Below are 26,989 nucleotides of genomic sequence, written 5' to 3'. Positions count from 1 at the left end.
GCGAACCGGCCGGCCATGTGGCAGCGCACACATGGGGCCCGTGTGGTCATCCGGGCTGAATCCCGTTAGTGTCGTGAACTGGTGTGCCGGGAAGCCTGGTCGGCAAGTCCTGCCCGAACTCTCTCGGAGTGCACCGATGACGCGCTTGCCCGCCGCTCCCAAGGCCCGTCACGACGGGCGCCGCGCCGCGGCGCTCAAGCTGCTGCCGCTGCTCGCGGCCTTCTGGCTGGTGATATCCGGGCACTACACACCACTGCTGCTGACGCTCGGAGCAACGTCCGTGGTCCTGGTGGTCTGGGTGGTCTGGCGGATGCGGATCGTCGATCAGGAAAGCCTTCCGCTGCGGCTCGTGCCGCGCCTCCCGCGCTATCTGCTGTGGCTGGGCGGGCAGATCGTGCTGTCGGCGCTGACGGTGCTGCGGCTGGTGTGGTCGCCGCGGAGCAGGATCCGTCCCGCCGTAGGCACGGTGCCGGCGGCCGACCTGCCGGACCTGTCGAAGGTCGTCTACGCGAACTCGATCACCCTGACGCCGGGGACGCTCTCGGTCTCCTTCCGCGATGACGACATCGAGGTGCACAGCATCCAGCGGGAGGGCATCTCCGACCTGCGCGACGGTGCGATGCGGGCCCGGGTCGAGGGCCTGGGGACGGGCTGATGCTGATCGCGGCCGTCGTCGCCCTCCTCGTCGCCATGTCCCTGGCGCTCATCCGGGCGTTCCTGGGACCGAGGCTGTACAACCGGGTTCTGGCGATCAACGTGTTCGGGACGAAGACCGTCCTGTTCATCGCGGTGGTCGGCGCCATCTCGGGGCGGCCGTACATCTTCGAGATCGCGCTGCTCTACGCGCTGGTCAACTTCGTGACCACCATCGCCGTGCTGCGGCTGGCCCACATCGACGAACTGCTGCCCGGACCGGACGAGGGGAACGCGCGGTGAGCGCCTCTCTGCTCCTCGACGTCGCGAGCGGCGTGCTGGTGCTGGCCGGCTGCGTGTTCGTGGTCTCCGGGGGCGTCGGCCTGCTGCGCTTCCCGGACTTCTACACCCGCACGCACGCCGGCAGCCTCACCGACACCGCCGGAGCGGCCCTGCTGATCGCGGGCCTGCTCCTGCAGGCGGAGAACTGGGAGAGCGCGGTCCGGCTGGTGCTGATCCTGCTGTTCATGATGCTGACGGGCCCGACCGCCGCGCACGCGCTCGCCCAGGCGGCGCGGCGGGACGGCGAGCGGCTCCCGGCCGAAGGCGAGGACCGGCACTGATGGACCTGCTGGTGCTGATGAACGTCTCGCTGTTCGCCCTGCTGCTGGCGACGGCGCTCGCGGTCACCCGGCTGCGCGCGCTGTACGAGGCGACCATGCTGACCGCCCTGGCGGGCCTGCTGTCGGCGAGCCTCTTCGTGTCCCTGGACGCGCTGGACGTGGCCATCACCGAGGCGGCCGTCGGGACCGGGATCACCACGGTGCTGTTCCTCGGCGCCCTGGCGCTGACCCGCTCCCGGGAGGCGGTCACCCCCCGCCGCAAACTCTGGTCGGGCGGCGCGGTGGCCGTCCTGCTGGGCGCCACGCTGCTGTACGCGGCCCAGGACCTGCCCACGTTCGCCGATCCGGACACGCCCGTCCAGACCCATCCGGTGGGCCACACCTATCTCCACGAATCGCAGGACGACATCGGCATCCCGAACACGGTCGCGGCCGTGCTGGCGTCCTACCGCGGCTACGACACGCTGGGCGAACTGGTCGTGATCTTCACCGCGGGCATCACCGTCCCGCTGCTGCTGATGCGGACGCGGCGGCGCGGCGAGAACGACGAGCACGACGAGGCGCGCGCGGTCGTGATGAGCGAGTACCGCATCCTGCGGGTGGCGAGCAAGATATTGATGCCCTTCATATTTATCTTCGCGTGCTACGTCCTTTTCCACGGGGACTATGGGCCGGGCGGAGGGTTCCAGGGCGGTGTGATCTTCGCGGCGGGCTTCGTGCTCTACGGCCTGGTGTTCGGCATCCGGAGCGTCGAACGCGTCCTGCCGTGGCCGGTGATGCTGGGGCTGATACCGGTCGGCGTCCTGCTCTACGCCGGTCTCGGCATCGCGAACATGCTGCTGGGCGGCTCGTTCCTCGACTACGGCACCCTGACACCCGATCATCCGGCGGAGGGCCGGCACCTCGGCATCCTGATCATCGAGACCGGGGTGGGGATCACGGTGGCGGCCGTGCTGATCGCGGTGTTCTACAGCTTCACCGCACGCGGGGCGCGCCGATGACCGGGGGCCACTACATCTACTGGTTCGTGTTCATCCTGATGGTCATCGGGCTGTACACGGTGATCAGCCACGGCAACCTGGTGAAGAAGCTGATCGGCCTGAACCTCTTCCAGATCGGCGTGTTCATGTTCTACATCGCCCTCGGCAAGGTCGAGGGCGGCTCCGCGCCGATCATCGAGGAGGGCGTCGAGACCTACTCCCACCCGCTGCCGCACGTGCTGATCCTCACCGCGATCGTCGTCGGCGTCGCCACCACGTCCCTGGGCCTCGCGCTCGCGATACGGATCTACGAGGCCTACGGCACCATCGAGGAGGACGAGGTCATCAAGCGGGACGACGTCGACGACGGGCCGGCCTCGTGACGGCCCATCTGCCTGCGCTGCAGGTCGTGATCCCGCTGCTGTGCGCCCCGCTGTGCGTGCTGCTGCGCTCCCGGACGGCCGCCTGGCTGCTGTTCCTGACCGCCGCGGCGGCATCCCTGGCCTGCGCGTCCGTGATGGCCTGGCACGTCGCCAGGGGCGAGGTGCTCCGCTACGCCATGGGCGGATGGCGGCCGCCGGCGGGCATCGAGTACGTGATCGACAAGGCCAACGTCCCGGTGCTGATCCTGGTGTCGGCGATCGGCCTCGCCGCCGCCGTCTACAGCCGGCGGAGCGTCGCGTCGGAGATCGAGGACGCCAAGGCCCCGCTGTTCTACGCCTGCCTCTGCCTGAACCTCACGGGCCTGCTCGGCATCACCGCCACCGGCGACGCCTTCAACGCCTTCGTCTTCCTGGAGATCACCTCGCTGTCGTCGTACGCGCTGGTCGCCATGGGACGCCGCAGACGCGCCCTCCTGGCCGCGCTCCAGTACCTCATCGTGGGGACGATCGGCGCCACGTTCGTGCTGATCGGCATCGGGCTGGCCTACGCCGTGACCGGCACGCTCAACATGGCCGACCTGGCGGCGCGGCTGCCGGAGATCTACGGCAACCGCGCCCTGGCCGCCGCCGTCATCTTCGTGTTCGTGGGGCTGGCCATCAAGATGGCGCTCTTCCCCCTGCACGCCTGGCTGCCGGACGCCTACGCCGAATCGCCGTCGGTCGTCGCCGCGTTCGTGTCGGCGACCAACACCAAGGTCGCGATCTACCTGCTGCTGCGCCTCGCGTTCGGCGTCTTCGGGGCGGCGCTGGTCTTCGGCAGGATGCCGGTCACCGAGGTCGGGCTGCTGCTGGCGTGCCTGGCGATGCTGGTCGCGTCCGCCGTCGCGTGCTTCCAGTCGGACTTCAAGTACCTGCTGGCCTGGTCGAGCATCGCCCAGGTGGGGTACATCGCCGCCGGTTTCAGCCTCGCGACCGCCGACGGCGTGAGCGCCGCGTACCTGCACATCATCAACCACGCGCTCATCAAGGGCGCGCTGTTCGCCGCGGCGGGCATCGTGGTGCTGCGGCTCGGCACGGCGCGGCTGGCGGCGATGGCGGGGCTCGGCCGGGCCATGCCGTGGACGTTCGCCGCGATCGTGCTGGCCGGGCTCGGACTCATCGGGCTGCCGCCGACGGCCGGGTTCGTCAGCAAATGGGTGCTCGCGGAGGCCCTCATCGACGACGGACGCTGGGCGGTCCTCGCGGCGGTCCTCGTCAGTTCCCTGCTTTCGGTGGTCTACGTGGGGCGGGTCATCGAGGTCGGCTGGTTCCGCCGGCCCGCCGAGCCCGTGACCATCGCGAAGCCGCCGCCGTCCATGGCCGCCGCGACCTGGTCCCTCGTCCTGCTGTCCCTGGTGTTCGGGTTCGCGCCCGACTGGCCGATGAGCCTGGCCGAAGGCGCCGCCGCCGTCCTGGTGGGGGGCGCGGAATGACCGCCCAGTCAGCGGGCTGGACGTCCCCCGACGCCGCGCTCGCCCTCCCGGCCGCGGTGGCGGTGCCGCTGCTGGGCGGCGTCGCGGTGATGGCCCTCCGGCGCCGGCCGAACCTGCGCGAGGCGGCCTCGCTCATCGCCGCGGTCGCGACGGCGGCGATGGTCCTGTCACTGTGGCCGGCGGTCGCCGACGGGCTGCGCCTGCGCCTGTGGGAGTGGCTGCCGGGCATCTCGCTGGTGTTCACCCTGGAACCGCTCGGCCTGCTGTTCGCGTCCGTCGCCGGGGTGCTGTGGCCGGTGACGACCCTGTACGCGATCGGCTACATGCGCGGCAACCTCCAGCGCAACCAGACGCGCTTCTACTTCTTCTTCGCCCTGTCCATCGCGGCGACCTTGTGGATCGCGTTCTCCGGGAACCTGGCCACGCTGTTCATCGGGTACGAGGTCCTGACGCTGTCGACGTGGCCGCTGGTCATCCACTCGGGCAACGAACAGGCCAAACGCGCCGGACGCGTCTACCTGGGGCTGCTGCTGACCACGTCGATCGGCCTGCTGCTCCCGGCCATCGTCTGGACGGCCGTCCTCGCCGGAACCACGGACTTCGTGCCCGGCGGGATCCTGGGCGGCAAGGCCGGGACGGCCACCCTGACCGTGCTGTTCGCGCTCTACCTGTTCGGCATCGGGAAGGCCGCGCTGTTCCCCTTCCACCGATGGCTCCCCGGGGCCATGGTGGCGCCCACACCGGTGTCGGCGCTGCTGCACGCGGTCGCGGTGGTCAAGGCGGGCGTGTTCACCGTCCTCAAGGTGTCGATCTACGTCTTCGGCATCGACACGCTCGACGTCACCGGCGCCGCGGAGCCGATGATGTGGGTCGCGGCCGTCACGCTGCTGGGCGCGGGCCTGATCGCGGTCACGCGCGACGACCTCAAGGAACGGCTGGCGTACTCGACGGTGAGCCAGCTCGCCTACATCGTCCTCGCCGCAACGCTGGCCGACGACATCGCCGCCGCGGGCGGCGCGCTGCACATCGCCAACCACGCCGCCGCCAAGATCACGCTGTTCTTCTGCGCGGGCGCGATCTACACCGCGACGAACCGGACCAGGGTCAGCGAACTCGACGGGCTCGGCCGCACCATGCCCTGGACGTTCGGCGCCTTCCTGGTCGCCGCGGTGTCCATCGTCGGGCTGCCCCCGCTGGGCGGCGTGTGGAGCAAATGGCTGCTGCTGCTGGGCGCGGCCGACGCCGGGCAGACGGTGATGTTCGGGGTCCTGCTGGCGGGGTCGCTGCTGTCGCTGGCGTACCTGATGCCGATCCCGGCGCGGGCGTTCTTCCGCCCGCCGACCGGCCGCCCGGGCGACGGGGAGGCCCGGTGGACGCTGGTGCTCCCCCTCGTCCTCACCGCCGTGGCCTGCGCGGCCCTGTTCATCGGAGTCGATGCGGTCATCGCCCCCCTCAACGAGGTCCTGGAGTCACCGTGAACGACGATCATCGTTGGCTGGACGAGCCCCGCAACGTGGACCGCGTCGTCCGCGGCCTCTACATCCTGTGCGCCCTGGTGTTCCTCGCCGACCTGCTCTACACCAAGCACCCGTTCTTCGACTTCGAGAACCTCTTCGGCTTCTACGCCCTCTACGGGTTCGCCGGCAGCGTGATGCTGGTGCTGGCCGCCAAGCAGCTGCGCCGGGTGCTGATGCGCCGCGAGGACTACTACGAGCGGCCGGAGCGGACCGACGATGACGATTAACCCGGCGCTGCTGCTCATCGCCGGCGCGCTGCCCATTCCGCTGCTGGCCGGCCGGGTGCGCGCGGTCTGGATGATGCTGCTCCCGGCCGCCGCGATGGCGGCGCTGTGGACGCTGCCCGAGGGCGTCCACGGCGGCTTCGGGATGCTCGGCCTCCGGCTGGAGCCGCTGCGGGTGGATGCGCTCGCGCGGGTCTTCGCGACGGCGTTCCTCGTCGCGGCGTTCATCTCGATGATCTACGCCCTGCATCTGCGGGACCGGATGCAGCAGGCCGTGATCCCCGTCTACGCCTCGTCCGCGGTCGGCGGGGCGCTCGCCGGCGACCTGATCACGATGTTCGTGTTCTGGGAGCTGGCCGGGCTGTCCTCGGTGTTCCTGATCTGGGCGCGGCGCACCGAACGCGCCTACCGGGCCGGGATGCGCTACCTCGTCGCGCAGGTCGCCTCCGGGCTGCTGATGCTGGGCGGGATCGTCCTGCACGTGCAGTCCGGGGCCGGCCTGGAGTTCGGCTTCATCGGCGCGACCGAACCCGGCGGCCTGCTGATCCTGCTCGCGGTCGGGATCAAGTGCGCCTTCCCCGTCCTGCACGCCTGGCTGCAGGACACCTACCCGGAGGCCACCGTCGTCGGCACCGTGGCGCTGTCGGCGTTCACCACCAAGTTCGCCGTCTACGTCCTGGCTCGCGGCTTCCCCGGCACCGGGGCGCTGGTGTGGGTCGGCGTCGTGATGGCGTGCTTCCCGATCTTCTACGCCGTGATCGAGAACGATCTGCGCCGGGTGCTGGCGTACAGCATGATCAACCAGCTCGGTTTCATGGTCGCCGCGGTCGGGATCGGCGGCACGCTCGGCGTCAACGGCGCCGCCGCGCACGCCTTCGCCGACATCCTGTTCAAGGGCCTGCTGTTCATGAGCATGGGCGCGGTCCTGCTGCGCACCGGGACGACCAAGGGCTCGGAACTGGGCGGGCTCTACAAATCGATGCCGCAGACCATGGTGCTGTGCGTCATCGGAGCCGCGTCCATCTCGGCCTTCCCGCTGTTCTCCGGGTTCGCCACCAAGTCGATCATCATGGAGGCGGTCGCGGAGGAGCACCGCACGGCCGTCTGGCTCCTGCTGCTGTTCGCCTCGGCCGGAGTGTTCCACCATGCCGGGATCAAGATCCCGTTCTTCGCCTTCTTCGCTCACGACCAGGGGCACCGGGTCGACGAGGCGCCGCTGAACATGCGTCTCGCCATGGGCCTGGCGGCGGCGGGCTCCATCGCCATCGGGGTGGCGCCGAACCTGCTGTACGGCCTGCTCCCGTACGACATGGACTACTCCGCCTACACCACTCCGCACGTCGTCAACCAGGTGCAACTGCTGCTGCTCGCCTCGCTGGCCTTCACGGTGCTGATGCGGACCGGTCTCTACCCGGCCGAGCTGCCCTCGGTGAACCTGGACGCCGACGTCATCTACCGCCGCCTGCTCCCGCGCGCCTGGCGCATGGGACTGCACGGCGTGACGCGCATGCGGAACGAGGTCACCAAGCCCCTCCAGCGGCACGGGGGCCGTGTCTCCACCGCCGCCTCCCGCCCCTTCCGGGCGCGGGGGTGGCTGGGAGTGCCGTGGTCGACCGACGTCATGGTCCTGTGGGTCGCCCTGGTCCTCGGCCTCATCCTCCTGATCTCCCTGCTCTGACGCCGTCGGCCGATCGTCACGAAGACCGCAGCAGCCCCAGGCTGGTGAACGTCTCCCGGCACCACCCCAGCGCGGCGTCCGCGGTCGCCCATTGCGGGTCCGCCGGCGACAGATACGGCAGGACGTACGGATCCTCGACGCCCTCGGGAAGGTCCTCCGGAAGGCAGGCGTACGACGCGTGCCCGTAGTTCTCATCGCACATGCGGCGTGCCGCGCGCCGCGGGCCGCCGTCCCAGACCGCGAACCAGAGGCGGCGCAGCATGGCCGGATGCGCCATCACGAACATCAGCCGCCCCATGTCCAGCGGCTCCGCCGCCGAGACCACCCGCGCCACCCCGGCGAACCGCTCCGTCACGCTGACGTAGGAGCAGAAGCCGGACCAGACCTCGACGCTGTGCCCCGCGGAGATGATCGACGAGCACAACGCGGCCAGCGCCACCCCCCGGTGGCGCACGGCCGAGTGCGGGGTGGTGTTGACGTACCCGGCCGGAACCAGGAACGTCACCACCCGGCCCCGGGCCGACATCCGCTGCGGCACCGCGTCCACCATGCACTCCGGCTCGCCGCTCAAGTACGCGCCGACGTCCACCTCGCTGCCGGTCACGTCCCAGGTGGGCGCCAGGGCCGTCGTCAGCACATCGGCCGCGGCCCGCTCACGCAGCTCGGCCACCTCCGCGTCCACCCCGGGCAGCACCGTCGTCCACCCGTCCTCGGCCAGCCGCAGCGCCTCCTCCCACGACGCGCCCGACCACGCGCCCTCATCGTGCCGCCCGCTCCCGTCGGGGATGCTGTCCGGCGCGCGGGCCCGGTCCACGAACTCCTGCCAGGACCACATGGGGTCCAGCGCGTGGGCGGTGTCCCCCGGCACCGGCCTCCTTGCGCTCATGTCCCGCCCTCGGCGATGCCCAGGGCCGAACGGTGGGCCGCCGACATGCCCCGCACCACCCGCCACGTGACGGCCTGCTCCACGCTCGCGCCTCCCTGGAGCAACTTGGCCGCGTCGATGCTGGCCCGGGGCGAGAACATCACCGGCAGCCGCTTCTCGGCCGCCGTGGCGCGCAGTCGCCGCACCTCCCCGATCACCTGCCGGGCCTCGTCGGGCCGGTCGGGCGCGTGCGCGAGCGCGATGCGCTCCTCCAGTTCCTCATCGACCGGCACGTCGATGACGATGAAGCGGTCGAGCGTCGCCGCGTCCAGCGCCTGGCGGCCCACGTAACGCCGGTCACCGCCGGTTCCGTAGGTGTTCGCGGTGGCGATCAGGTGGAAGTCCGGGTGCGCGGCGACCATGCCGTCGGCGAACGCGCAGGACCCGATGGACAGGGCCTGGTTCAGCTCCGCCAGCAGGCCGGGGTGGCCGCTGTCCAGCTCGTCGAGCAGCATCAGCCCGCCGTCCTCGAAGGCGCGGCGGAACGGCGTCGCGTGGTAGCGGCCATGCGCGTCGTAGTAGCCGAAGATCTTGCTCATCGGCGTCGTCGGCCCGAGGGACAGGGCGTGGAACTCCTGCCCGAACGCCTCCGCCGCCTGCTGCGCCATCATCGACTTCCCGGTGCCGGCCGGTCCGACGAGCAGCACGTGGCAGCCGGCGCCGAGCGCGAGCACCACGTCCGGGAACACCGCGTGGGTGTGGCCGCCGACGCGGACCGGGCCGGGGGCGCCCGCCACCCTGACCTCCACGACGGGCGGCACCGTCTCGGCGACGGTCTCGGCGACCGCGCGGACGGCCTCGTCGCGGGCGAACCGCGCGGCGGACCGCGTCACCTCCTCCCGCGCCTCCTCCAGCGCCTCCCACGCGTCCTTCAGTTCCTCCTCCACCGCCTCGTGCGCCTTCTTCAGCGTCCTGGCCTCCGCCTCCGCCGCGAGCGCCGAGGCCGTCTTCCCGGCGACCTTCCGCGCGGCGCGGACCGCCGTGTCCCCGGCCGCCGTCGCGGCGGCCCGGACGACCTCGTCGGCCTGAACGACGCGCTCGTCGGCGATCGCGCCGGCGACCTCGGTGGCCACGCGGCGCGCCGTCGTCTCCATGGTCTGCTCGGCGTGCGGCGATCTGGCGAGGGCGTCGCCGTAGCGCATCACGGTCTCGAACGCGATGGCGCCCGCGATCTGGTGGACTTCCGTCCTGAGTCTCTCCCGCATGGCGGCAATCCTGGTGCAGGCCGCGCGGGACCCCTCCCGGACGGGCTGGGCCTGCGGGAGGGGTCCCGGCGCCCGTGTGGCGATTCGCGTCAGAACAGGCCTTCGGCGGCCATGTCGCTGCCCGCGCTGCCCCGGCCGGCGATGATCACGTTCCCGTCCACGGCGACCGTGTGGGAGGCCCCGCCCGCCGGTGCGCGGTACGTCAGCTTCCACGAGATCCGCGGCGGCCATTCGGGCATCGGGACCGTCTTCCGCCACGGCAGCTTGACCTTCTCCAGCTTCGTGGACTTCCCGTTCACCATGTAGGTCAGCGAGCCGATCCTGCCGTCGCCCTCGATGGAGAAGGTGATCTCGGCCCGCGTCGCCGTCGAGGTGGGCGACGCCGACGGCGAGGCGGGCGCGGCCGACGCGGTGGACGCGGGGGCGGCCGACGCGCCGCCGTCCCCGCGGAACGCGTACCAGCCGGCGACCGGGAGCACGACGGCGGCGAGGAGGACGGCCGCGCCCGCCGCGCCGAGCACCGGACCGCGGCGGCGCAGGTCAGGTCCGGAGGGCGGCGGGACGGGCTGCGGGGCCGGGGCGGGCTGCGGCGGCGGGGCGGGCGGCGGGTTCTCCGCCTCGGTCCGGCGCCTGTCGATCTCGGCCACGACGGCGGACGGCAGGGGGACGCCGCCCTCCCCCCGGCCCGACAGGTTCTCCACCAGGCGTCGGGCGGTGGGGCGGCGCTCCGGGTCGAGTTCCATGCACGACTCGATCAGCGAGCGGAGGCCGTCGTCGGCGATCCCGTCCAGCCGCGGCGGCTCGGACTGGATGCGGAGCATCTTCGCGTGCCACGGGCCTTCACCGAACGGCTCCCGGCCCGTGCAGGCGAACGCCAGCGTCGACCCGAACGAGAAGATGTCGCCGGACGGCCCGGCCGTCACCCCCGCCACCTGCTCCGGCGACATGAACCCCGGGGAGCCCGCCTGCTCGCCCGGGCGTGAGATGGACGAGGAGTCCACCGCGCGGGCGATGCCGAAGTCGATCACGCGGGGGCCGTCCGCGGTCAGCAGGACGTTCGCGGGTTTCAGGTCGCGGTGCACGACGCCGGCGCCGTGGATCGACACGAGCGCCTCCGCCACGCCCGCCGCCAGCGCCCACACCGCGTCCGCCGCGAGCGGACCGGACGTGTGGACGGCGTCGCGCAGCGACACCGACGGCAGGAACTCGGTCACCAGCCACGGGACCTCCGCGCCCGGATCGGCGTCGATCACCGCGGCGGTGAAGCCGCCGCCGACCGACCGCGCGACCTTCGCCTCGCGTTCGAACCGGGCCCGGAAGTCGTGGTCGGCGGCGAACTCGGGATGCACCATCTTGATCGCCACGGTCCGCCCGGCGGCGGAGCGGCCGAGATACACCACGCCCATCCCGCCGGACCCGATGCGCGCCAGGACGCGGTACCGCCGTCCCATGGTCTCGACCGAGCGTGGGTCGTCCGGCTCAAGGGGTCGCACGTGGTCCCTTCCCTTCAGCTTGGTGCGGCGACGGCGCGGACGCTGCCGTCCCCGGCGCCGATGAAGACCAGCCCGTTCGCGCTCACGGGCTGGACGCGGATGGCTTTCTCGGTTCCGTAGGTCCACCGGACGCGGCCGTCGGCCGTGTCCAGCGCGTAGAGGTTTCCGTCGGCGCAGATGACGTAGAGGGTGGTGCCGGACAGGCGGTAGGCCGTCGCCTGGCGGCGCGGATCGTCCTTCAGCCGCGTCAGCGTGCGCGACCAGATCTGCCGCCCGGTGGTGCTCTCCAGGGCGAGCACGACGCCGTCGTGTCCCTCGGCGTAGAAGCGTCCGCCGCCCACCTGGCTCCCCCAGCCGCCGACGTTCCGCCGCCGCCAGACGAGAGCGCCGTCGCCGGCGCGTATCGCGTGCAGCGTGCCGAACCGGTCGCAGGCGAAGACCATGCCGTCGCCGGTGATCTGGGAGTCGCCGTAGTCCAGCGGATACGTCCAGCGGGTCTTCCCGGTCCGGGCGTCCAGGCCCGCCAGGGCCTCCGGCGACAGGGCCAGCACGAGCCCGTCCGCCGCGGAGAGCCCGGACCGGGCGGACGCCCCGGACGTCCAGCGCCGCCCGCCGCCGGCCACGTCCAGCGCGGTGATCTCCTCGCGGCCGAAGACGACCACCTGGCCGGCGGCCGCCAGTTCGCCGGTCGGGAGCCTGTCGAAGTCGACCTGATGCGTCCACAGCACCTCGCCCGTCCTGGAGCGGACTGCGCTGATCTCCCTGCCCTCGTTCAGGGTCAGGTACGTCACGCCGCCGTCGCCCGCGGCGGAGAAGCCGCCGTCGCGTTTCCACAGCACCTCGCCCGTGCGCGCATCCAGCGCGTGGACGATCCCGGTGCTGTCGTCCCCGTCCTTCTCGATCCCGTCCGCCAGCAGCACCCCGTCGGCGGCGGCCAGGGCCAGGGAGTCATCGCTGACGCGGCGCGTCCACCGGGAGCGTCCCTCGGGTGGCGGCCCCTGCGGCGCGCGGGAGCCCCGCCCCTCCGGCGGCCGCGAGCCGCCGCCCTGCCGGTCCCGGGTCCGGCGCCAGAGGAACGTCCCGAGGCCGCCCGCCGTCATGACGCCCGCGCCCACCCCGGCCAGGACCGTCCGCCGGGTGACGCCCTGCGGCGGGGGCGCCGTGCCCTGGACGGAATCGTCCGGGTCCTCCGTCGGCGCCTGACCGACCGCGGGGTCCGCGTCCGGCGGGTCGCCCGGCGGGGGGCGCGTCAGCGTCTCGGCCTCGGCGGTCCGGCGGTCGATCTCCTCCGCGATCGCCGGCGGCAGCCACCGGGCGCCCAGCAGGGACGGCCCCTCCGCATCCGGTGGTCCCAGCCGTTCCAGCACCCCGGCGGCGGACGGGCGCAGCCCGGGGTCGGCGTGCAGGCATGCCCCGATCAGGCCGCGCAGCCAGGGTTCGGTGATCGCGTCCAGGTCCGCCCGCGTGGTCAGCGCCCGCAGGTCGCGCGACCGCGCCGGCCCGGACCCGAACGGCTCCGCCCCGGTCGCCGCGTACGCCAGCGTCGCGCCCAGCGAGAACACGTCGGCCGCCGGCCCGGTCTTCTCCCCGCGGACCTGCTCGGGCGCCATGAACCCGGGGGTGCCGATGGGCGTGCCCACGCGCGTGACGGCCGTCGCGTCCTCCGGCCGGGCGATCCCGAAGTCGATCACGCGGGGGCCGCCCGCGGTCAGCATCACGTTGCCCGGCTTGAGGTCGCGGTGCACCACGCCCGCGCGGTGGATGTCCGCGAGCGCCTCGGCCAGCCCGGCCGCCAGCGGGCGGACGGCGTCCGGCGGCAGCGGGCCGAAGCCGCCGACGGCCTCCCGCAGCGACAGCCCCGGCAGGTAGGCGGTGACCAGCCAGGGCGGCGCCGCGTCCGGGTCGGCGTCCAGCACCGGCGCGGTGAACACCCCCGACACCTGGCGGGCGGCCTCCACCTCGCGGCGGAACCGGGCCGCGTACCGGGGCTCCCCCGCCTTCGACCGCCGGACGATCTTGACCGCGATCGGCCGGCCGGCCCCCGACCGCGCCAGGTAGACGACCCCCATCCCGCCCTCGCCGAGCCTGCCGAGGAGCCGGTAGGGACCCACCCGGTGCGGATCACCACGCCGAAGCGGCTCCACCGCCGTCCCCCTCCCGCCGCCGGACTCACTGGACCATGGTCGGGGGTCATCCACCGGGACCGGTCCCGGCGTGACGGAAGTGTAATCACGGCGTGAGATCCGGTGATCACGGTCGGTCGGACGGAGACGCGGTCTTCACCGGCTCTGACCTGGAATGCCGTCGGTTTGTGGCATGTTTGCATTCTCTTGAGCTTTTGATACCTTCTGTCCGAATTCGGCGCCCGCCAGGCGCCGTGGCCATCGACCAGTGAGCCGCCACATCCTCAGCCCACGGCCCAGGGTGGGGGCGGCCGCGCCGAGTCCGCTATCTGCGGAGCCGGGGAACCAGCGCGAGTGACGTCCAGGCCGACCTGCCTGTGCCGCCTCGCAGGGGTGAATCGACGCCTTCCCTCCATGTTCGAGGAGCGTCGTAGGGCGACTTCCACGTCCGAATCCGTCAGCTAACCCGGTAGGCGGTATGGAAGGAGCAGATGCCGTGACAGGTCGGCACGTCAGGAACGCCAAGTACCCCGCGCCGCTGATGGGCGCCGTCCTCGCCGGTGCCCTGGCCGGCACCCTCGCGCTGATGCCGCTGGACGGAGGTTCGGGCGACTCCGGCGTCCCCGCCTCTGCGAAGGTCTCGGCGAAGGACCCGGCGGACCGTGCCGAACGAACGGGTTCCCAGCGAGCCGAGGAAGCGCCGAGCGAACCGCCGGACGACTGCAAGCCGTCAGAGGCCACCGAGCACGGCTACCCCAACGGCCGGATTCCGGTCGGCGAACTCTGCCCGCTGCCCCAGCGGGACGAGCACCTGCGGGCCGACGCCGCGGTGGCGTTCTACAAGCTCAACGCCGCCTACCAGGAGCACTTCGGCGACGAGATGTGCGTGCGGAGCTCCTACCGCGGCTACGAGAAGCAGGAGGAGCTGTACCGGACCATGCCGGCGGGCTACGCCGCGCGCCCGGGCAACAGCAAGCACGGGATCGGCATCTCCGTCGACTTGTGCGACGGCGTTCAGGACGGCGGTTCACCCCAGTTCAAGTGGCTGGAGGACAACTCTGAGAAGTACGGCTGGATCCACCCGGCCTGGGCCTACAGCAACCCGTACGAACCGTGGCACTGGGAGTTCGACGTCGGCCAGGACGACTGACCGTGCCGCCCTGAGAGGCTCGTGCCCATGGCACCGGGGCCGGCGGCCAGGTCGGCGAACGGCAGCGGGCAGCCCCGTTCCCCGGCGCACGTGACAAGGTCGTCGCACCCGGCGTCCAGGGCTCGGCGCAGCGTGTCGGCGATGGTGCGCAGATCGGTGATCTTGGCTTCGACCTCGGCGAGCTTGGCGCTCGCCCGCGCCTGCAACCCGGCGTCGGCGCGGCGGTGCCGGTGGGTCCCGGCGTCCAGCAGTTCGGCGACCTCCTCCAGGGTGAACCCGAGCCGCTGCGCGGTCTTGATCACCCGCAGCAGCGTCACCGCCTCCGCCGGATACAGCCGGTGCCCGCCCGGCGTCCGCTCGGGCTCGGCGAGCAGGCCCCGCCGCTCGTAGTACCGCAGCGTCTGCAGGTTCACGCCGGCCGCCTCGGCGACCTGCCCGCTGCGCAACCCTCCGGACGCGCCGGGCCCGCCGGTGACGGCGGGCCCGGTCATCGCCGGCTCCCCGGGCCCGCCAGCTCGGCCGCCCGGACGGCCAGCGCGTCCAGCACCTCGGCGTGCCGGCCCGCGACGCTCACATCCAGCGTCAGCGCGCCGCCGGCCGCGGTCAGGGTGAAGGTGAAGAACGAGCAGCAGCCGGTCTCACGCGCCGCCAGCTCGGCCGCCCGTCCCGCCACGTCCGGCTCGGACCGCAGCACCAGCCGGACGCGTCCCGGCCCCGCGGGCCGCACCTCGGTCACCGCCTCGCCGAACAGCGCGTCGAACTCGGCCTCCCGCAGCGGCCGCTCGGCCGTCGGCAGGGTGCACGCCTGCGGCGCCCACCCGGCCTCGCCCGGCCCGGGTCGTACCTGTTCCAGTTCCATACACCGACGATAAACCTGTACCCCGGTACCGGATGCAACCCCTCAGTCAGCCCGCGGACGCCTGCTCGGCGGGCAGGGGGCAGTACAGGTCGATGCCGTTGCCGTCGGGGTCGAGCACGGTGGCGTACCGCATGCCCCAGAAGGCGTCCCACGGTTCCTGAACGGCGGCGAAGCCGGCACCGGTGAGCTCGGCGTACTTGGCGTCGACATCGGCCGGAGTGCCGAACTCGAAGGCCAGGAAATTGCGCGGATCGCCCGAGGGGCGGCTCCAGCCGGAGGTCTGCGCGGAGGCGCGGAACTTCTCGGTGTCGAGCATCAGGTGAAGTCCGCCCGGCAGGTCGCAGGCGGCGTGGTCGGGGTAGGCCTCGTCGATGGTGAACGTCAGGCCGAGCCGGGCGTAGAAGGCGATCGTGGCCTGAATGTCGGACACCACGATGTCGATGGTGTTGAGGGTCGGGTTCATGGCCCGCTCCTTACGGTGGTGGACGGTTCCGCTCTTCACCAGCAAGACGAACGGCGGAGGGCCCGACCGGACACCGGCGCCCACCGATTTCCGGCGACCGCCGGAGGCGGTGGTCCGCCCGCCACGGGCGGCCCGCAGCGCGGCGGGGCGGCCGTTCAGTGATCCGTGACGAAGGGCTCGTAGAACTCGAACCGGGAGCGCAGGTCGTCCTCGTCCAGGCCGAAATCCGCGGCGGCGTCGGCATCACCGCCGCGTCACCCGGCCGATCGCGGCCGAACCGGCCGGAACCCGGCCGCCGACGGCACGTTCACGGCCGAGAAGCCGACACCCGCACGGGAAGGGAGATCAGTCCGCGGACGATCGAACCGGTGCGGTGATGGCGCAACTCGGCGGCCGGCACGGCCAGGTCGAGACCGGGAAAACGCTCCAGCAGCCCGCCGATGGCGATCTGGCCCTCCAGCCGGGCCAGCGGCGCGCCGAGGCAGAAGTGCAGGCCATGCCCGAAGGCGACGTGCCGTTTGGGGGCGCGGGTCACGTCCAGCCGGTCGGGGGCGTCGAACACCGCGGGATCACGGTCCGCGGCGCCCAGCGAGACGTGCACCCAGGCGCCCTTGGGAATGGGCGTCCCGGCGATCTCCATGTCCTCCACCGCGATGCGGTGGCTCGCCCGTTCCAGCGGGCCGTCGTACCGCAGCAGCTCCTCGATCGCGGACGGCAGCAGCTCGGGCCGCGACCGGAGCAGCTCCAGCTGGGCGGGCGCCTGGAGCAGGGCGAACACCCCGTTGCCGATGAGGTTGACCGTCGTCTCGTGCCCGGCGATGAGCAGCAGCGCGATGCCGTTGACCAGCTCGGCCCCCGTGAGGGCGGCGTCCCCGTCGCGGGCGGTGATCAGGCCGCTGATCAGGTCGTCCCCGGGGGCGGCCCGCCGTTCGGCGATGGCCCCGGTCAAATAGTCGTTGAACTCCCGCGCGACGTCGCGGCGCCGTGTGCGGGCCTCGGCGGTCAGCGCCGGCACCGTCAGCACCGCCGTCCACGCCCGGAACCGGGCCCGGTCGGACGCCGGGACGCCGAGCAGCTCGCAGATCACCTGGATCGGCAGCGGGACGGCGAACTCCTCGATCAGGTCGGCCCCGCCCCGGGCCGCGATGCCGTCCAGCAGCCCGTCGGCGATCTCCTGGACGCGGGGCCGCAGCTTCTCGACCCGCCGGCCGGTGAACGCCTTGGCCATCAGCGCCCGCAGCCGGGTGTGGTCGGGCGGGTCCATGGCGAGCATCGTCCCGCCGAAGAACTGCTCGCCGTTCACGGGCAGGGAACTGTGCGCGGTGTCCTTGGACAGGCGCGGATCGCTCAGGGCCGCGCGGCCGTGCTCGTGGTCGACCACCAGGAAGGCGGTGGCCCCGCGGGGAAAGTCGATCGGGTGGACCGGCCCCGACGCCCGCAGCTCCGCGTAGGCGGCGTACGGGTCTTCGCTGAACGTCCGGCTGAACAGGAACTCCAGCGGCAGCATCAGCCGACTCTCCCCACACCGGCGAGGAAGCCGGGCCGGGACATGTCGGACTCGAACGGCTCGGCGTCCTCCCGCCAGTCGGCCACCTGGACGATGCCGGGCCCGACCAGCTCGGTGCCCTCGAAGAACGTCGTCACCTCGTCGACCCCGCGCGGGATGAGGTCACCGGCGCCCGTCCTGCCGTACGCGGACCGCACCTGCTCCTCGACCTCCCGGCTGACCGCGCCCCGGTGGCCGTGCGAGATGACCAGGTAACTGCCCGGGACGAGCGGCGCCCGCAGCTTCGCCACGATCTCGGCCGGACGCTCCTCGTCCGGCACGAAATGCAGGATGGCCAGCAGCAGCAGGCCCACCGGCCGGTCGAAGTCGATCCGGGCCTTGACCTCGGGATGTTCCAGGACGCTCCCCGGTTCGCGCAGGTCCGCCTGCACGACCGTGGTCTGCGGGTTGTCGGCCAGCAGCGCCCGCGCATGCGTGAGCACGATCGGGTCGTTGTCGACGTAGATGACGCGGGAGTCGGGGGCGGCGCGCTGAGCCACCTGGTGCACGTTCTCCTGCGTCGGCAGCCCGGATCCGATGTCGAGGAACTGCCGCACGCCCCGTCCGGCCATCATCGTCACGGCCCGGGAGAGCAGCCTGCGGTTGGCGCGGGTGAACTCCAGCACGTTCGGCATCGCCGCCACCACCTGATCGGCGGCCTTCCGGTCCGAGGCGAAGTTGTCCTTTCCGCCGAGGTAGTAGTCGTACATCCGGGCCACGCTTGGGGTTTCCGGGTCTATCACCCACTCCGGATGATGTTCACTACTCACGGACAGACCTCCCGCCTGGGTACCGATCGCCCGATTGTAGGACCAGGACCCCGGCGATCTCCGCCAATCGGCAACTCCCGGGCACGACTCCGGGCAGAAGTCCTGGGGAGGAGCGGGCCATGGAAGGATGACCGGCATGGGACAAGTCGTGGTCACCGCAGAAAGAACGCTGAACGCGAACCCGGAACGGGTGTTCGAAGCACTCGGCGACTACACGGGCGTCCGGTCCCGCATGCTGACCGAGCATTTCAGCGAGTACGAAGTGCGAGAAGGCGGCCAGGGCGACGGCACGGTGGTGCACTGGAAGCTGGCGGCCACCAGCAGACGCGTACGCGACTGCCTCTTCACCGCCCGCACACCCGGCAAGGACCGGCTGGTGGAGCAGGACGCCAACTCCTCCATGGTCACCACGTGGACGGTCTCCCCCGCGGCCGAGGGCGCACGCGTCCAGGTCCAGACCACCTGGGACGGAGCGGGCGGCATCGGAGGCTTCTTCGAACGGACCTTCGCCCCCAAGGGCCTCCAGCGGATCTACGACGCGCAACTCACGAAACTGAACTCCGAACTCGACACATGAGCCCGTCGAGCAGCCGGTCCGGGTAGGGCCGCACCTCGCCGCCGGCCGCGCAGGTCAGCAGGCTCCGGAGCCCGGCACCTGACCACCGGGGCGGCGGGCGGCGAACTCCCCCTCCCAGAACAGCGCGGCCTCACGGTCGGCCTCATCGCACCCGCACTCGCGCGCATGCCGGGTGGCGGACGCGGCGCGGCGCGCCAGAGCGGACGCCCGCACCGCCGCGCAGCCGCAGTGATGCGCGATCGCCGCACCCGTCGTCCGGCTGTACGCGGGCCCCCGCTGCGCGCAATCGCACAGGGGCGACCCCCGCATTTCGAACTCGTCCGCGATCATCGCCCGCCGCGCGTCCACCATGCCCCATTCCTTCCCACAGTTCCGAACTTCAGGCGAACGAGCGGTTCGTTCCCCGGCGAGGCCATCGGGCAGGCCATACGCTCGCGAAGATGCGACTCGACCTGATCACGATCGTCGTGGACGACTATGACCGAGCGATCGAGTACTTCACCGGCGCTCTGGGGTTCGACCTGGTTGAAGACTCGCCTTCACGCACCAACGACGGCCGCCCCAAACGGTGGGTCGTCGTCCGTCCGCCGGGCGCTCAGACCGGCATTCTGCTCGCCCGCGCGGACGGCCAACACCAAACCGCCGCGATCGGAAACCAGGTCGCCGGCCGTGTGGGGTTCTTTCTACGTGTGGACGACTTCGACGCCGCCCGCGAACGCATGACGGCCGGCGGCGTCGAGTTCGTCACTCCGCCCCGCACCGAGCCGTACGGGCGGGTCGCCGTCTTTCTCGACATCGCCGGCAACCGATGGGACCTGCTCGGTCCTGCCGGCTGACGGAGCGAGCGATGACGCCCACCCGGTCATGGAGGAAGATTCGCCCCGGAGCGGAACCCTAGCGCCGCCGGAGGCCGGCGATCACGAGCCCGACCATGCGGCGCGCGTCGTAGGCAGGGTTGCCGGCGCCGATGCAGAGATTGCCGATGCCGTGCATCAGGACGAGGGCGTCCATGTCGGGGATGATCTCACCCGCTGCCTCGGCGGCGGCGAGCAACTGGGCGCAGACGGGGACGAGGCGGTCGAGGAAGTAGGCGTGCAGCGTCTGGAAGGCGGCATCGTCGGACTGCATCGCCTCGGCCAGGCCGTGCTTGGTAACCAGGAAGTCGACGAAGAGGTCGACCCAGCCCGCCAGGGCGGCGTGCGGTGTGGCGCTCTCGGCCAGCAGCGCCGGACCGGCCGCGGCACACGCCTCGACCTGATGCCGGTAGACCGCGACGATGAGCTCGGCACGTGTCGGAAAGTGGCGGTAGATGGTGCCGACGCCGACACCGGCCTTGGCGGCGATGTCGCGCACGGGTGCATCGACCCCGGAGGCGACGAACACCGCGGCGGCCGCCTCCAGCAGCGCCTTCTCGTTGCGCCTGGCATCAGCCCGCCGCTTGCGCGGGGAACCCGGCTCGCCGTCCTTGCCGGCCATCATCGCCGTCACCCCCTTGAAAAGCGGAACCATGTTCCGTATATTTACCGGAACCAAGTTCCGCCTTGACAGGATTCCAGAACGGCAGGCCAATGCCAAGTAACGAAGGACCGGCCATGCACGCAATGCCAGACCCCACGCCCGTCGTCTCGGTGCACCCCATCACGCTGCCGGCCCCAGATCGAGGCGACGATCTGCAGGTTCGGGTCTCCGCGCCCACGACCGGCCGCGAACTGCCGGTCATCGTCTTCTCGCACGGCTTCGGCCAGTCGGCGACCGGCTACGACCCGCTCGCCGGCTTCTGGGCCTCCCACGGCTTCGTCGTCATCCAGCCCACCCACCTCGACTCGCGGACGTTGAACCTCCCATCCGACGATCCCCGCACGCCGCTGATCTGGCGGTCCCGGGTCGAGGACCTCAAACGCGCCCTCGATCATCTCGACCTGCTGGAGTCGTCCGTCCCCGGCCTGGCCGAACGCCTTGACCGCAGCCGTATCGCCGCAGCGGGGCACTCCTGGGGCGCCCAGACCGCGAGCACGCTGCTGGGGGCGCGAGTCCTGGACGCCGACGGCGACCCGGGAGAGGACATGTCCGACCCGCGGGTCCAGGCGGGCGTCCTGCTGGCCGTGACCGGCCTGGGCGGAGCCGACCTCTCTCCGTTCGCGGCCGAGCACTTCCCCTTCATGAGCCCGCGCTTCGCGGACATGACCACCCCGGCCCTCGTCGTCGCGGGCGACCGGGACGACTCCCCGATGTCCGTCCGGGGGCCGGACTGGTTCACCGACGCGTACCGCCTGAGCCCGGGCGGCAAGAGCCTGCTCACACTGTTCGGCGCGGAGCACTCGCTCGGCGGCATCACCGGCCACGAATCCAAGGAGACGACGGACGAGAGCCCCGAGCGGGTCGCACTGATCCAGCGAGTCACGTGGGCCTACCTTCGCGACGCCCTCGACCTCAAGGACTCCACCTGGCCGGCACCGGTGGACGACACCCTGGGCCGCCTCGAATCCACGTAGGGACAAGCGGCCTCCACGCGCGCCGGCACCGCACCCGGACGGGCGCCATCGCGGAACGCGCGGAGGCCGTACCGCCTCAGCCAAAGGCCCGGCGCTCAAGCCCTGCACGTGGCCCGGCGTACGCTCCGGCTCGAACTAGCGTCTGAGCCGTGAGGGGATCGGGCTTCAGCTCGTAGCCAGGAACGTCATCCATCAGGACGGGGTCATCGACCTGAGTTACCCAGGACATCGGGTCCACGTCCAATTCAGATCGGAAGCCCTTGCCGTCGGGCGCCAAGGTCTCGGCCAAACCGTGGTCGGGACCTTTGGCCTGACACCAGGTCATCACGGCGGAATGCTTAGACCACTATCAACCTTTATGTCACTATCGGCGGCCGCGGCCGTCATCGGCGGCCACTCAGTCGCCGGTGAGGTCCCGGCGTTCGAAGAGCAGGTTCCCGGCCATGGTGAGCAGCGCCGCCAGAACGATCATGCTGGCGGCGGCGACGGTTTCGAACGGTTCCGCCGGGACCTTCGCGAGGTGGTGGAACGGGGAGACGGCGAGAACCGGGTCCGGCCAGTTCAGCGCGGGCCCGATCGTCTCGATCAGGTAGGCGATGACGGCCGCCGCCACCGAGCCGGGGACGGTCAGCCGGGGCCGGGCGCCGAACAGGAGCACCGCCAGCCCCATGGCCAGAGCGGCGACCGGGAGCGGGTTGAGGGTGGCGGCGAGCGTATCGGAGAGTTTCACGCCGGCGCCCGTCGCGGCGGCGCCGGCCCACATCGCGAGCGCGGCGGCCAGCGCGAGCAGCAGCGCCGACGCCAGAGCCGGCAGAACGTGACCGCCGAGCCAGCGGCGGCGTGTGACGGGCCGGGTGAGGACGTGGTCGAGCCGTCCGGCGGCTTCCTCGGCACGGGCCGCACCGATGCGCCAGCACGCGTACAGGGCGCTGAGCAGGCCGATGAGGATGCCCATGATGCCGACGAAACCGTCGGAGACGTCGCCGGCGTCCCAGCCGAGCGACTCCAGGACCCGCTGGTAGGTCGGGTCGTCGGCGACGAGGTCGAGGACGGTCGCGATCAGCGCGCCGGCCACGAACGCGTATCCGGCGATGCCGAGCAGCCAGCCGGCCAGCATCCCGCGGGTACTGCGCCATGCGAACGCCGCGGGGCCGCCGAGCGACCGGAGCCGCGACCGGGCGCGGTCGGGTTCGCTGATCAGCGCGCCCCCGGCGTCGCGGCGGGTCCGCAGCACGACGGCGGCGCCGCCGAGGACGACGGGGACCGTCAGTGAGACGGCGAGCGCCGCAAGGTTCGGGTCCCCGTACGGGTGAAGGTCGTCGAGCCACCCGAACGGGGTGAGCCAGCGCAGCCACCCGCGTGAGTCGGCGCTGTTGGCGGCCATCCTGACCAGGAAGAGGGCCCCGAAGACGGCGGCCGAAGCGGCGGTCACCCGGCGCCGCACCTGGAAGATCTGCGCGAGCACCGCCGTGACCGCCGCGAACGTCGCGGCGAAGCCGGCGAGCCCGAGTCCGAACAGGGCCGAGCCCGCCGCACCGGTCCCCATCAAGGCCAGGGGAACGGCCGCCGCGGCACCCGCCACGACCGCCGCACCCGCGAGGACGCCCACCTGCACCAGCACCACACGGGACGGACGTATCGGCGCCACCAGGAGGAGTTCGGCGCGGCCGGACTCCTCCTCTCCGCGCAGCAGGCGACCCGCGGTCAGCAGTGCCCAGATGCCGACGACCGCGGCCAGCATCCAGCCGGCGTCCCAGACGACGAAACCGCCGGTCGTCTCGACGGCGTGCGGGACGCCCTGCAGCATCCGCACGGCGGGATCCTCCGACAGCACCGCGAGCTTCTGCCGCGCGGCGGTGTCGGGATACGTCTGCTCGTAGGTGACGACCTCGACCGTGACGTAGACGGCGACGGCGAGGGCGAGCCAGCCCACCCCGCGCCGGATCAGCCGGACCGTCAACCACGCGAGCCGTGCGTCCACCCGGTGGCGGCGCACTTCCGGACGCGGTCGCGCCGTGGCCCGGCGCAGCGGCACGGTCCTGCTCATCTCTCCGCCTCGTAATAGCTCAGGAAGACCTCTTCGAGGGTCGGCTCGTGACTGCGGAGCCGGACCAGGGGGCAGGCGCTCAACCGGGACAGTGCGGGGGACGGCGATCCGGTGATCGACACCCGCACACCGCCGTCGATGGGCTCCACTCCGGTCACCCCCGGCACCCCGGCGAGATCGGGCGGCGGGCCCTCCAGGATCGCCTCCAGCACCGTGCCGCCCAGCCCGCGCAGGTCGTCCAGTGCGGCGACCTCCACCAGCCGCCCTTCCCGAAGGATCGCCACCCGGTGGCAGACGTCCTGGACCTGGTCCAGGATGTGGGAGGAGAGGAAGACCGTCTGCCCGCGGCCGGCGGCCTCCCTGACCAGCGCCTGGAACTCGGCCTCCATCAGCGGGTCCAGTCCCGAGGTCGGCTCGTCCAGCAGCAGCACGTCCGGCCGGGTCATCAGCGCCGCGATCAGGGCGAGCTTCTGCCGGTTGCCCTTGGAATAGGAACGGGCCCGCAACCCGGGATCGAACCGCAGCCGCTCGACGAGCTCGTCGCGGAACGGCACGTCGACACGCCCGGAAAGGTTCCCCAGATAGGTCAGCGTCTCCAGTCCGGTCAGCTGCGGCCACACCGCCACATCCCCGGCGACGTAGCCGACGTGGCGGTGAGCGCGCTCGACGTCCCCGACGGGCACTTCCGTGATCCACGCCCTGCCGGACGTCGGCCGGGCGAGGCCGAGCAGCAGCCGGATCGTCGTCGACTTTCCCGCTCCGTTCGGCCCGAGGAAACCGAAGATCTCTCCACGGCCGACCTCCAGGTCCAGGCCGTCCACGGCGAGTACCCGGCCGAAACGCTTGGTCAGGCTCTCGGTCCGGATCGCCGACCCCGCCATCGCGCACCTCCTCACAGGTCCGCTCCTGACGCCAGGCAGGAGCCCGGACTTCATCTTCGAGCGTGAGGGGGCCGGTTCTCAGGGCCGGAGGTCCTTATCCATAGAGGGCCGACGACCGGGGCGGATCCGGGTGTCCCCGGCCGATCCTGGTGGTGAGAACCGCGACCGGAGGTGAGGACATGACCATCCTGGTCGGATACGCGACCACGCACGGGTCCACCCGCAGCATCGCCGAGCGGATCGGCGCGGCGCTGGCCGAACGCGGCATCGGCGCCGACGTCCGCCCCATGGACGAGGTGGAGGACGCCGGCGGATACGAGGGATTCGTGCTCGGCAGCGCCGTCCACAACCGCGCGTGGCTTCCCGAGGCACGCGACTTCGTCACACGCCATCACCACGTTCTGGCCGGTCGCCCGGTGTGGCTGTTCAGCGTCGGGATGCCCGCCGCGCTCCGCGGCCCCTGGCGCGGTTACGGGCCCAAGGAGGAGGCCCTGCTGACGGACGAGCTCCATGCGAGGGTCGGCGCCCGCCAGCACCGGCTCTTCTCGGGCGTCTTCCTGCGCGAGCACATGTCCTTCGCCGGACACCTGGCCTGCAAGGCCCTGGGAGTGCGCTACGGCGACTACCGGAACTGGCCGGAGATCGAGGACTGGGCGTCGGCCGTCGCCGGCGAACTCGCGTCCGGTGGGCCGGCATCCGCGGCGAAGCCGGCCGTCTGAGTCATCGCGCCGCTCCGGCGCGGCGAACCCGACGAGGAGTCGATGGTCCGGGCAACCGGGCCACCGGCCCCGACGCGCTCATGCCTTTCAGAATCCGGCCGGGTTCGGCACGACGGCGACCGTGCACGGGGCGTGCGTCAGCAGCGCATCGCTCGTCGCCCCCAGGGTCAGCCTCTCGACCACGCCGGTACCGCGGGCTCCCACCACCATCAAGGTGGCGTCCTGCGCGGCCTCGAACAGCGCCTCCCGCGGCGACTTCAGCACCAGCGACGTCGTGGCCTGGACGTGTGGGTACTTCACCAGCCACGGCGCGACCGCCCGCTCCAGCACGGCCCCGCACACATGGCGCAGCCTGTCCTCGTCACCGAACAGGGAAAGGTCCCCGCCGGGAGCCGCTCCAGGCTCCCAGCAGCCGTACACCGCCCGCAGCCGCCAGCCGCGCAGCGCCGCCTCCTCGAAGGCGAAGGCCAGCGCCGCGTCGGAGCCCGCCGAACCGTCCACGCCCACCGCGACGAGACCGTCCCGCGTGGCGGCCGACCGGACGACCACGACCGGACGATCCGCCCGGGCCGGCACCCGGAGCGCCGCCGACCCCACGGGCATCTCGTCGGGGGCATGGGAGCCGACCACGATCATGTCGGCGTCCCGTCCCAGGTGCACCAGCGCGGCGTAGACGCTGCCCTTCTCCAGCCGCTTGCGCACCCGCAGACCGGGGGCCAGGTCGCCGGCGAGCGCCACACCCTGATCGAGCAGGTGACCGCCCATCCTGCGGACGATGGCCACGCCCTCGTGGTCGATGTGGCTGATGGGGAACGGCCACCGCCAGACATGGCAGACCGTCAGCGGCAGCCGCCGCAGCCGGGCCTCCTGGGCCGCCCACCGCAGAGCCCGTTCACTCTCGCTCGTTCCGTCGTAACCGACGACCACGTCCACGTCGCTCATGACGTCCTCCTGTCCTGCTCTGCCGGCCCTCCGGTCACGGGCGCCCACCGGCCGATGGGCGCCCTTCCGCGGTCGCGGTCGGTCACTTGAGAACGGGGAGCCGCTTGACCAGGCGGGTCTCGCCCCACCAGCGGCCCAGGCCCAGGGTGTCACCGGCGCTGACCAGGGCCAGCCCGACGATGACGATCGCGTAGATCAGGTGGTCGTCCATGAACGGGTTGTTCGCCGGGGGCAGGACCGCCGTCCACATCATCACCAGCAGCGCCGTGCCGGCCACCGCGGCCAGCCGCATCCCGATGCCCAGGATGAGCGCGGCGCCGATGCCGGCCAGGCCCAGCATGAACAGCCAGTCCGCCCACACCGCCCCCGCGATGTCGTTGTAGAACCCCGCGAACGGGCCCTCAGGGCTGTTGGCCAGGAACCCCTCGGTGGGACTGCCGCCGTCGACCCACGCCTTGGCGGCGGGGGTCTCGTGGCCCAGACCGAACATCTTGTCCAGGAACGCCCACGCGAACACCCAGCCCAGCGCCAGCCGCGCAGCCGCCCACACATACCGCGCCGCAGGCGACTCGGTCAGCGGCCTGGGCCGCACCACCCGGACGAAAGTGTCCCGCCCGATGTGGGTCTTGTGCTCGGAGAGTGCCATCGCCTCTCACCTTCCATCGCATCGTTGATCGCTTCACCTACGACTCAACTACGCCGCCCACCTGCGCAGTAGGTCCGCTCGGCACACGATCAACGGGACCAAGGTCCCCACGTCCGGCGAGATGACGACCTCAAAAGGGCCACGAGCCTTGCCACTCCCCTGGCTTTCGAGCCTCGCCGCCCGCCGGCACGGCGTTCAGGGGCTTGGGTCCGCCGACCTGCGGGACCTTCGACCCTGGAGGCGCGCGGACGGAGTTCGCAGGCTGAGGGTGACAGGAGGTGTGGCCATGAACATCGGATACGCCCTGGTGGTCGCCGCTCCCGGCGACGGCTGGGGACACATGGGCAACGGCGGCTGGTCCGGCTGGATGTGGCTGTGGGCGGCCGCGATGGTACTCACCTGGGTCCTCGTGATCGGCATGGCGGCGTGGCTGGTCGCCGGGGCCACGGAGCGAAATCGCCGGCAGGCGGCACGTCCCGCGGAAACCGGTCTCGACCATGCCCGCGCGACCCTCGCCGAGCGGTACGCGCGCGGCGAGATCGAGACCGAGGAGTACGACGAGCGCCTGGCCAAACTTCGATGACAACGGATCCTCGCCCTACCGCAGAACCGCCGCCGAGGTCGTGCGCGACCTCGGCGGC

At 71.9% G+C, this 26,989-nt stretch carries 30 protein-coding genes and 1 riboswitch; of the genes, 15 read left to right on the top strand and 15 right to left on the bottom strand.

What is annotated here, in order from left to right; all coding sequences use genetic code 11:
- Positions 1 to 136 precede the first annotated feature (136 nt).
- The 9 genes from ACGFIS_RS20200 to ACGFIS_RS20160 are packed head-to-tail and all read left to right on the top strand — an operon-like array spanning position 137 to position 7,510.
- Entirely contained in the window at positions 137 to 655 is a 519-nt protein-coding gene (locus tag ACGFIS_RS20200) for a Na+/H+ antiporter subunit E (protein WP_392907835.1), read from the top strand.
- Positions 655 to 936, top strand: a complete 282-nt coding sequence (locus ACGFIS_RS20195) for a monovalent cation/H+ antiporter complex subunit F (protein ID WP_392907837.1) — start codon at positions 655 to 657, stop codon at positions 934 to 936. The genes ACGFIS_RS20200 and ACGFIS_RS20195 overlap by 1 nt, the downstream gene beginning before the upstream one ends.
- Positions 933 to 1,256: a monovalent cation/H(+) antiporter subunit G gene (gene mnhG, locus ACGFIS_RS20190; RefSeq protein WP_392907839.1), complete on the top strand. Its 324-nt coding sequence runs from the start codon at positions 933 to 935 to the stop codon at positions 1,254 to 1,256. Before ACGFIS_RS20195 ends, mnhG begins: the two co-directional genes overlap by 4 nt.
- Positions 1,256 to 2,257: a DUF4040 domain-containing protein gene (locus tag ACGFIS_RS20185; protein WP_392907842.1), complete on the top strand. Its 1,002-nt coding sequence runs from the start codon at positions 1,256 to 1,258 to the stop codon at positions 2,255 to 2,257. The genes mnhG and ACGFIS_RS20185 overlap by 1 nt, the downstream gene beginning before the upstream one ends.
- On the top strand, positions 2,254 to 2,619 hold the full coding sequence (locus ACGFIS_RS20180) for a cation:proton antiporter subunit C (protein WP_392972091.1): 366 nt from the start codon (positions 2,254 to 2,256) through the stop codon (positions 2,617 to 2,619). Before ACGFIS_RS20185 ends, ACGFIS_RS20180 begins: the two co-directional genes overlap by 4 nt.
- Positions 2,616 to 4,091, top strand: coding sequence for a monovalent cation/H+ antiporter subunit D family protein (locus ACGFIS_RS20175; RefSeq protein ID WP_392972089.1), 1,476 nt, complete (start codon positions 2,616 to 2,618; stop codon positions 4,089 to 4,091). Before ACGFIS_RS20180 ends, ACGFIS_RS20175 begins: the two co-directional genes overlap by 4 nt.
- Positions 4,088 to 5,569, top strand: coding sequence for a proton-conducting transporter membrane subunit (locus ACGFIS_RS20170; RefSeq protein WP_392972087.1), 1,482 nt, complete (start codon positions 4,088 to 4,090; stop codon positions 5,567 to 5,569). The genes ACGFIS_RS20175 and ACGFIS_RS20170 overlap by 4 nt, the downstream gene beginning before the upstream one ends.
- Positions 5,566 to 5,835 (top strand): hypothetical protein, encoded by a 270-nt coding sequence (locus ACGFIS_RS20165; protein WP_392972085.1) that lies wholly within the window; start codon positions 5,566 to 5,568, stop codon positions 5,833 to 5,835. Before ACGFIS_RS20170 ends, ACGFIS_RS20165 begins: the two co-directional genes overlap by 4 nt.
- Complete coding sequence (locus ACGFIS_RS20160) at positions 5,825 to 7,510, top strand: Na(+)/H(+) antiporter subunit D (protein WP_392972083.1); 1,686 nt, start codon at positions 5,825 to 5,827, stop codon at positions 7,508 to 7,510. The genes ACGFIS_RS20165 and ACGFIS_RS20160 overlap by 11 nt, the downstream gene beginning before the upstream one ends.
- A 16-nt stretch (positions 7,511 to 7,526) precedes the next feature.
- Here the strand turns inward: ACGFIS_RS20160 and ACGFIS_RS20155 are convergent, their stop codons facing one another.
- The 4 genes from ACGFIS_RS20155 to ACGFIS_RS20140 form a co-directional block, all read right to left on the bottom strand.
- A complete protein-coding gene (locus ACGFIS_RS20155; RefSeq protein WP_392972081.1) occupies positions 7,527 to 8,378 on the bottom strand; it encodes a hypothetical protein in 852 nt (283 codons plus the stop codon).
- Positions 8,379 to 8,392: 14 nt separating this feature from the next.
- Complete coding sequence (locus ACGFIS_RS20150) at positions 8,393 to 9,640, bottom strand: AAA family ATPase (RefSeq protein ID WP_392972079.1); 1,248 nt, start codon at positions 9,638 to 9,640, stop codon at positions 8,393 to 8,395.
- A gap of 89 nt (positions 9,641 to 9,729) precedes the next feature.
- Positions 9,730 to 11,133 (bottom strand): serine/threonine-protein kinase, encoded by a 1,404-nt coding sequence (locus tag ACGFIS_RS20145; RefSeq protein ID WP_392972077.1) that lies wholly within the window; start codon positions 11,131 to 11,133, stop codon positions 9,730 to 9,732.
- Between the two features lie 14 nt (positions 11,134 to 11,147).
- A complete protein-coding gene (locus ACGFIS_RS20140; RefSeq protein WP_392972075.1) occupies positions 11,148 to 13,277 on the bottom strand; it encodes a PQQ-binding-like beta-propeller repeat protein in 2,130 nt (709 codons plus the stop codon).
- A gap of 283 nt (positions 13,278 to 13,560) precedes the next feature.
- Positions 13,561 to 13,746, top strand: a riboswitch (cyclic di-AMP (ydaO/yuaA leader).
- 6 nt (positions 13,747 to 13,752) lie between these two features.
- Between ACGFIS_RS20140 and ACGFIS_RS20135 the strand changes: the two genes are divergently transcribed.
- The gene (locus tag ACGFIS_RS20135; RefSeq protein ID WP_392907867.1) at positions 13,753 to 14,406 is read left to right on the top strand and encodes a D-alanyl-D-alanine carboxypeptidase family protein; all 654 of its coding nucleotides are present in this window, start codon (positions 13,753 to 13,755) and stop codon (positions 14,404 to 14,406) included.
- On the opposite strand, the gene ACGFIS_RS20130 is transcribed toward ACGFIS_RS20135, so the two are convergent.
- From ACGFIS_RS20130 to ACGFIS_RS20110, 5 genes are all read right to left on the bottom strand, one after another.
- On the bottom strand, positions 14,349 to 14,897 hold the full coding sequence (locus ACGFIS_RS20130; protein ID WP_392907870.1) for a MerR family transcriptional regulator: 549 nt from the start codon (positions 14,895 to 14,897) through the stop codon (positions 14,349 to 14,351). The genes ACGFIS_RS20135 and ACGFIS_RS20130 overlap by 58 nt on opposite strands.
- The gene (locus ACGFIS_RS20125; protein WP_392972073.1) at positions 14,894 to 15,265 is read right to left on the bottom strand and encodes a hypothetical protein; all 372 of its coding nucleotides are present in this window, start codon (positions 15,263 to 15,265) and stop codon (positions 14,894 to 14,896) included. Before ACGFIS_RS20125 ends, ACGFIS_RS20130 begins: the two co-directional genes overlap by 4 nt.
- Before the next feature lie 46 nt (positions 15,266 to 15,311).
- Positions 15,312 to 15,728 (bottom strand): VOC family protein, encoded by a 417-nt coding sequence (locus ACGFIS_RS20120; RefSeq protein WP_392907874.1) that lies wholly within the window; start codon positions 15,726 to 15,728, stop codon positions 15,312 to 15,314.
- A 307-nt stretch (positions 15,729 to 16,035) separates the two neighbouring features.
- Complete coding sequence (locus ACGFIS_RS20115) at positions 16,036 to 17,235, bottom strand: cytochrome P450 (protein WP_392907877.1); 1,200 nt, start codon at positions 17,233 to 17,235, stop codon at positions 16,036 to 16,038.
- The gene (locus tag ACGFIS_RS20110; RefSeq protein WP_392972147.1) at positions 17,235 to 18,017 is read right to left on the bottom strand and encodes an SAM-dependent methyltransferase; all 783 of its coding nucleotides are present in this window, start codon (positions 18,015 to 18,017) and stop codon (positions 17,235 to 17,237) included. The genes ACGFIS_RS20115 and ACGFIS_RS20110 overlap by 1 nt, the downstream gene beginning before the upstream one ends.
- A gap of 163 nt (positions 18,018 to 18,180) precedes the next feature.
- On the opposite strand from ACGFIS_RS20110, the gene ACGFIS_RS20105 reads away from it, so the two are divergent.
- A complete protein-coding gene (locus tag ACGFIS_RS20105) occupies positions 18,181 to 18,621 on the top strand; it encodes an SRPBCC family protein (protein WP_392907882.1) in 441 nt (146 codons plus the stop codon).
- Positions 18,622 to 18,675: 54 nt separating this feature from the next.
- Here the strand turns inward: ACGFIS_RS20105 and ACGFIS_RS20100 are convergent, their stop codons facing one another.
- A complete protein-coding gene (locus ACGFIS_RS20100) occupies positions 18,676 to 18,972 on the bottom strand; it encodes a hypothetical protein (RefSeq protein WP_392907885.1) in 297 nt (98 codons plus the stop codon).
- Positions 18,973 to 19,061: 89 nt separating this feature from the next.
- Between ACGFIS_RS20100 and ACGFIS_RS20095 the strand changes: the two genes are divergently transcribed.
- A complete protein-coding gene (locus ACGFIS_RS20095) occupies positions 19,062 to 19,457 on the top strand; it encodes a VOC family protein (protein ID WP_392907887.1) in 396 nt (131 codons plus the stop codon).
- A 58-nt stretch (positions 19,458 to 19,515) separates the two neighbouring features.
- Here ACGFIS_RS20095 and ACGFIS_RS20090 read toward each other — a convergent pair whose 3' ends face one another.
- Positions 19,516 to 20,097: a TetR/AcrR family transcriptional regulator gene (locus ACGFIS_RS20090; RefSeq protein ID WP_392908266.1), complete on the bottom strand. Its 582-nt coding sequence runs from the start codon at positions 20,095 to 20,097 to the stop codon at positions 19,516 to 19,518.
- Positions 20,098 to 20,213: 116 nt separating this feature from the next.
- Between ACGFIS_RS20090 and ACGFIS_RS20085 the strand changes: the two genes are divergently transcribed.
- Entirely contained in the window at positions 20,214 to 21,113 is a 900-nt protein-coding gene (locus tag ACGFIS_RS20085) for an alpha/beta hydrolase family protein (protein WP_392907890.1), read from the top strand.
- A 397-nt stretch (positions 21,114 to 21,510) separates the two neighbouring features.
- Here ACGFIS_RS20085 and ACGFIS_RS20080 read toward each other — a convergent pair whose 3' ends face one another.
- Complete coding sequence (locus tag ACGFIS_RS20080; RefSeq protein WP_392972071.1) at positions 21,511 to 23,160, bottom strand: hypothetical protein; 1,650 nt, start codon at positions 23,158 to 23,160, stop codon at positions 21,511 to 21,513.
- Positions 23,157 to 24,041, bottom strand: coding sequence for an ATP-binding cassette domain-containing protein (locus tag ACGFIS_RS20075; RefSeq protein WP_392972069.1), 885 nt, complete (start codon positions 24,039 to 24,041; stop codon positions 23,157 to 23,159). The genes ACGFIS_RS20080 and ACGFIS_RS20075 overlap by 4 nt, the downstream gene beginning before the upstream one ends.
- Before the next feature lie 179 nt (positions 24,042 to 24,220).
- On the opposite strand from ACGFIS_RS20075, the gene ACGFIS_RS20070 reads away from it, so the two are divergent.
- On the top strand, positions 24,221 to 24,760 hold the full coding sequence (locus tag ACGFIS_RS20070; protein WP_392972067.1) for a flavodoxin domain-containing protein: 540 nt from the start codon (positions 24,221 to 24,223) through the stop codon (positions 24,758 to 24,760).
- A gap of 87 nt (positions 24,761 to 24,847) precedes the next feature.
- Here the strand turns inward: ACGFIS_RS20070 and ACGFIS_RS20065 are convergent, their stop codons facing one another.
- Positions 24,848 to 25,702 carry a universal stress protein gene (locus ACGFIS_RS20065; RefSeq protein WP_392972065.1) on the bottom strand — a complete coding sequence of 285 codons (855 nt, stop codon included), beginning with the start codon at positions 25,700 to 25,702 and terminating at the stop codon, positions 24,848 to 24,850.
- A gap of 82 nt (positions 25,703 to 25,784) precedes the next feature.
- Complete coding sequence (locus ACGFIS_RS20060) at positions 25,785 to 26,348, bottom strand: hypothetical protein (RefSeq protein WP_392907901.1); 564 nt, start codon at positions 26,346 to 26,348, stop codon at positions 25,785 to 25,787.
- Between the two features lie 286 nt (positions 26,349 to 26,634).
- Here ACGFIS_RS20060 and ACGFIS_RS20055 point away from each other — a divergent pair, with 286 nt between their 5' ends.
- Entirely contained in the window at positions 26,635 to 26,931 is a 297-nt protein-coding gene (locus ACGFIS_RS20055; RefSeq protein WP_392907903.1) for an SHOCT domain-containing protein, read from the top strand.
- Positions 26,932 to 26,989: the final 58 nt, after the last annotated feature.

This window comes from Spirillospora sp. NPDC048824, from assembly GCF_043198455.1.
Taxonomy (GTDB): domain Bacteria; phylum Actinomycetota; class Actinomycetes; order Streptosporangiales; family Streptosporangiaceae; genus Spirillospora.
This window is presented reverse-complemented; position numbering and strand designations above follow the sequence as displayed.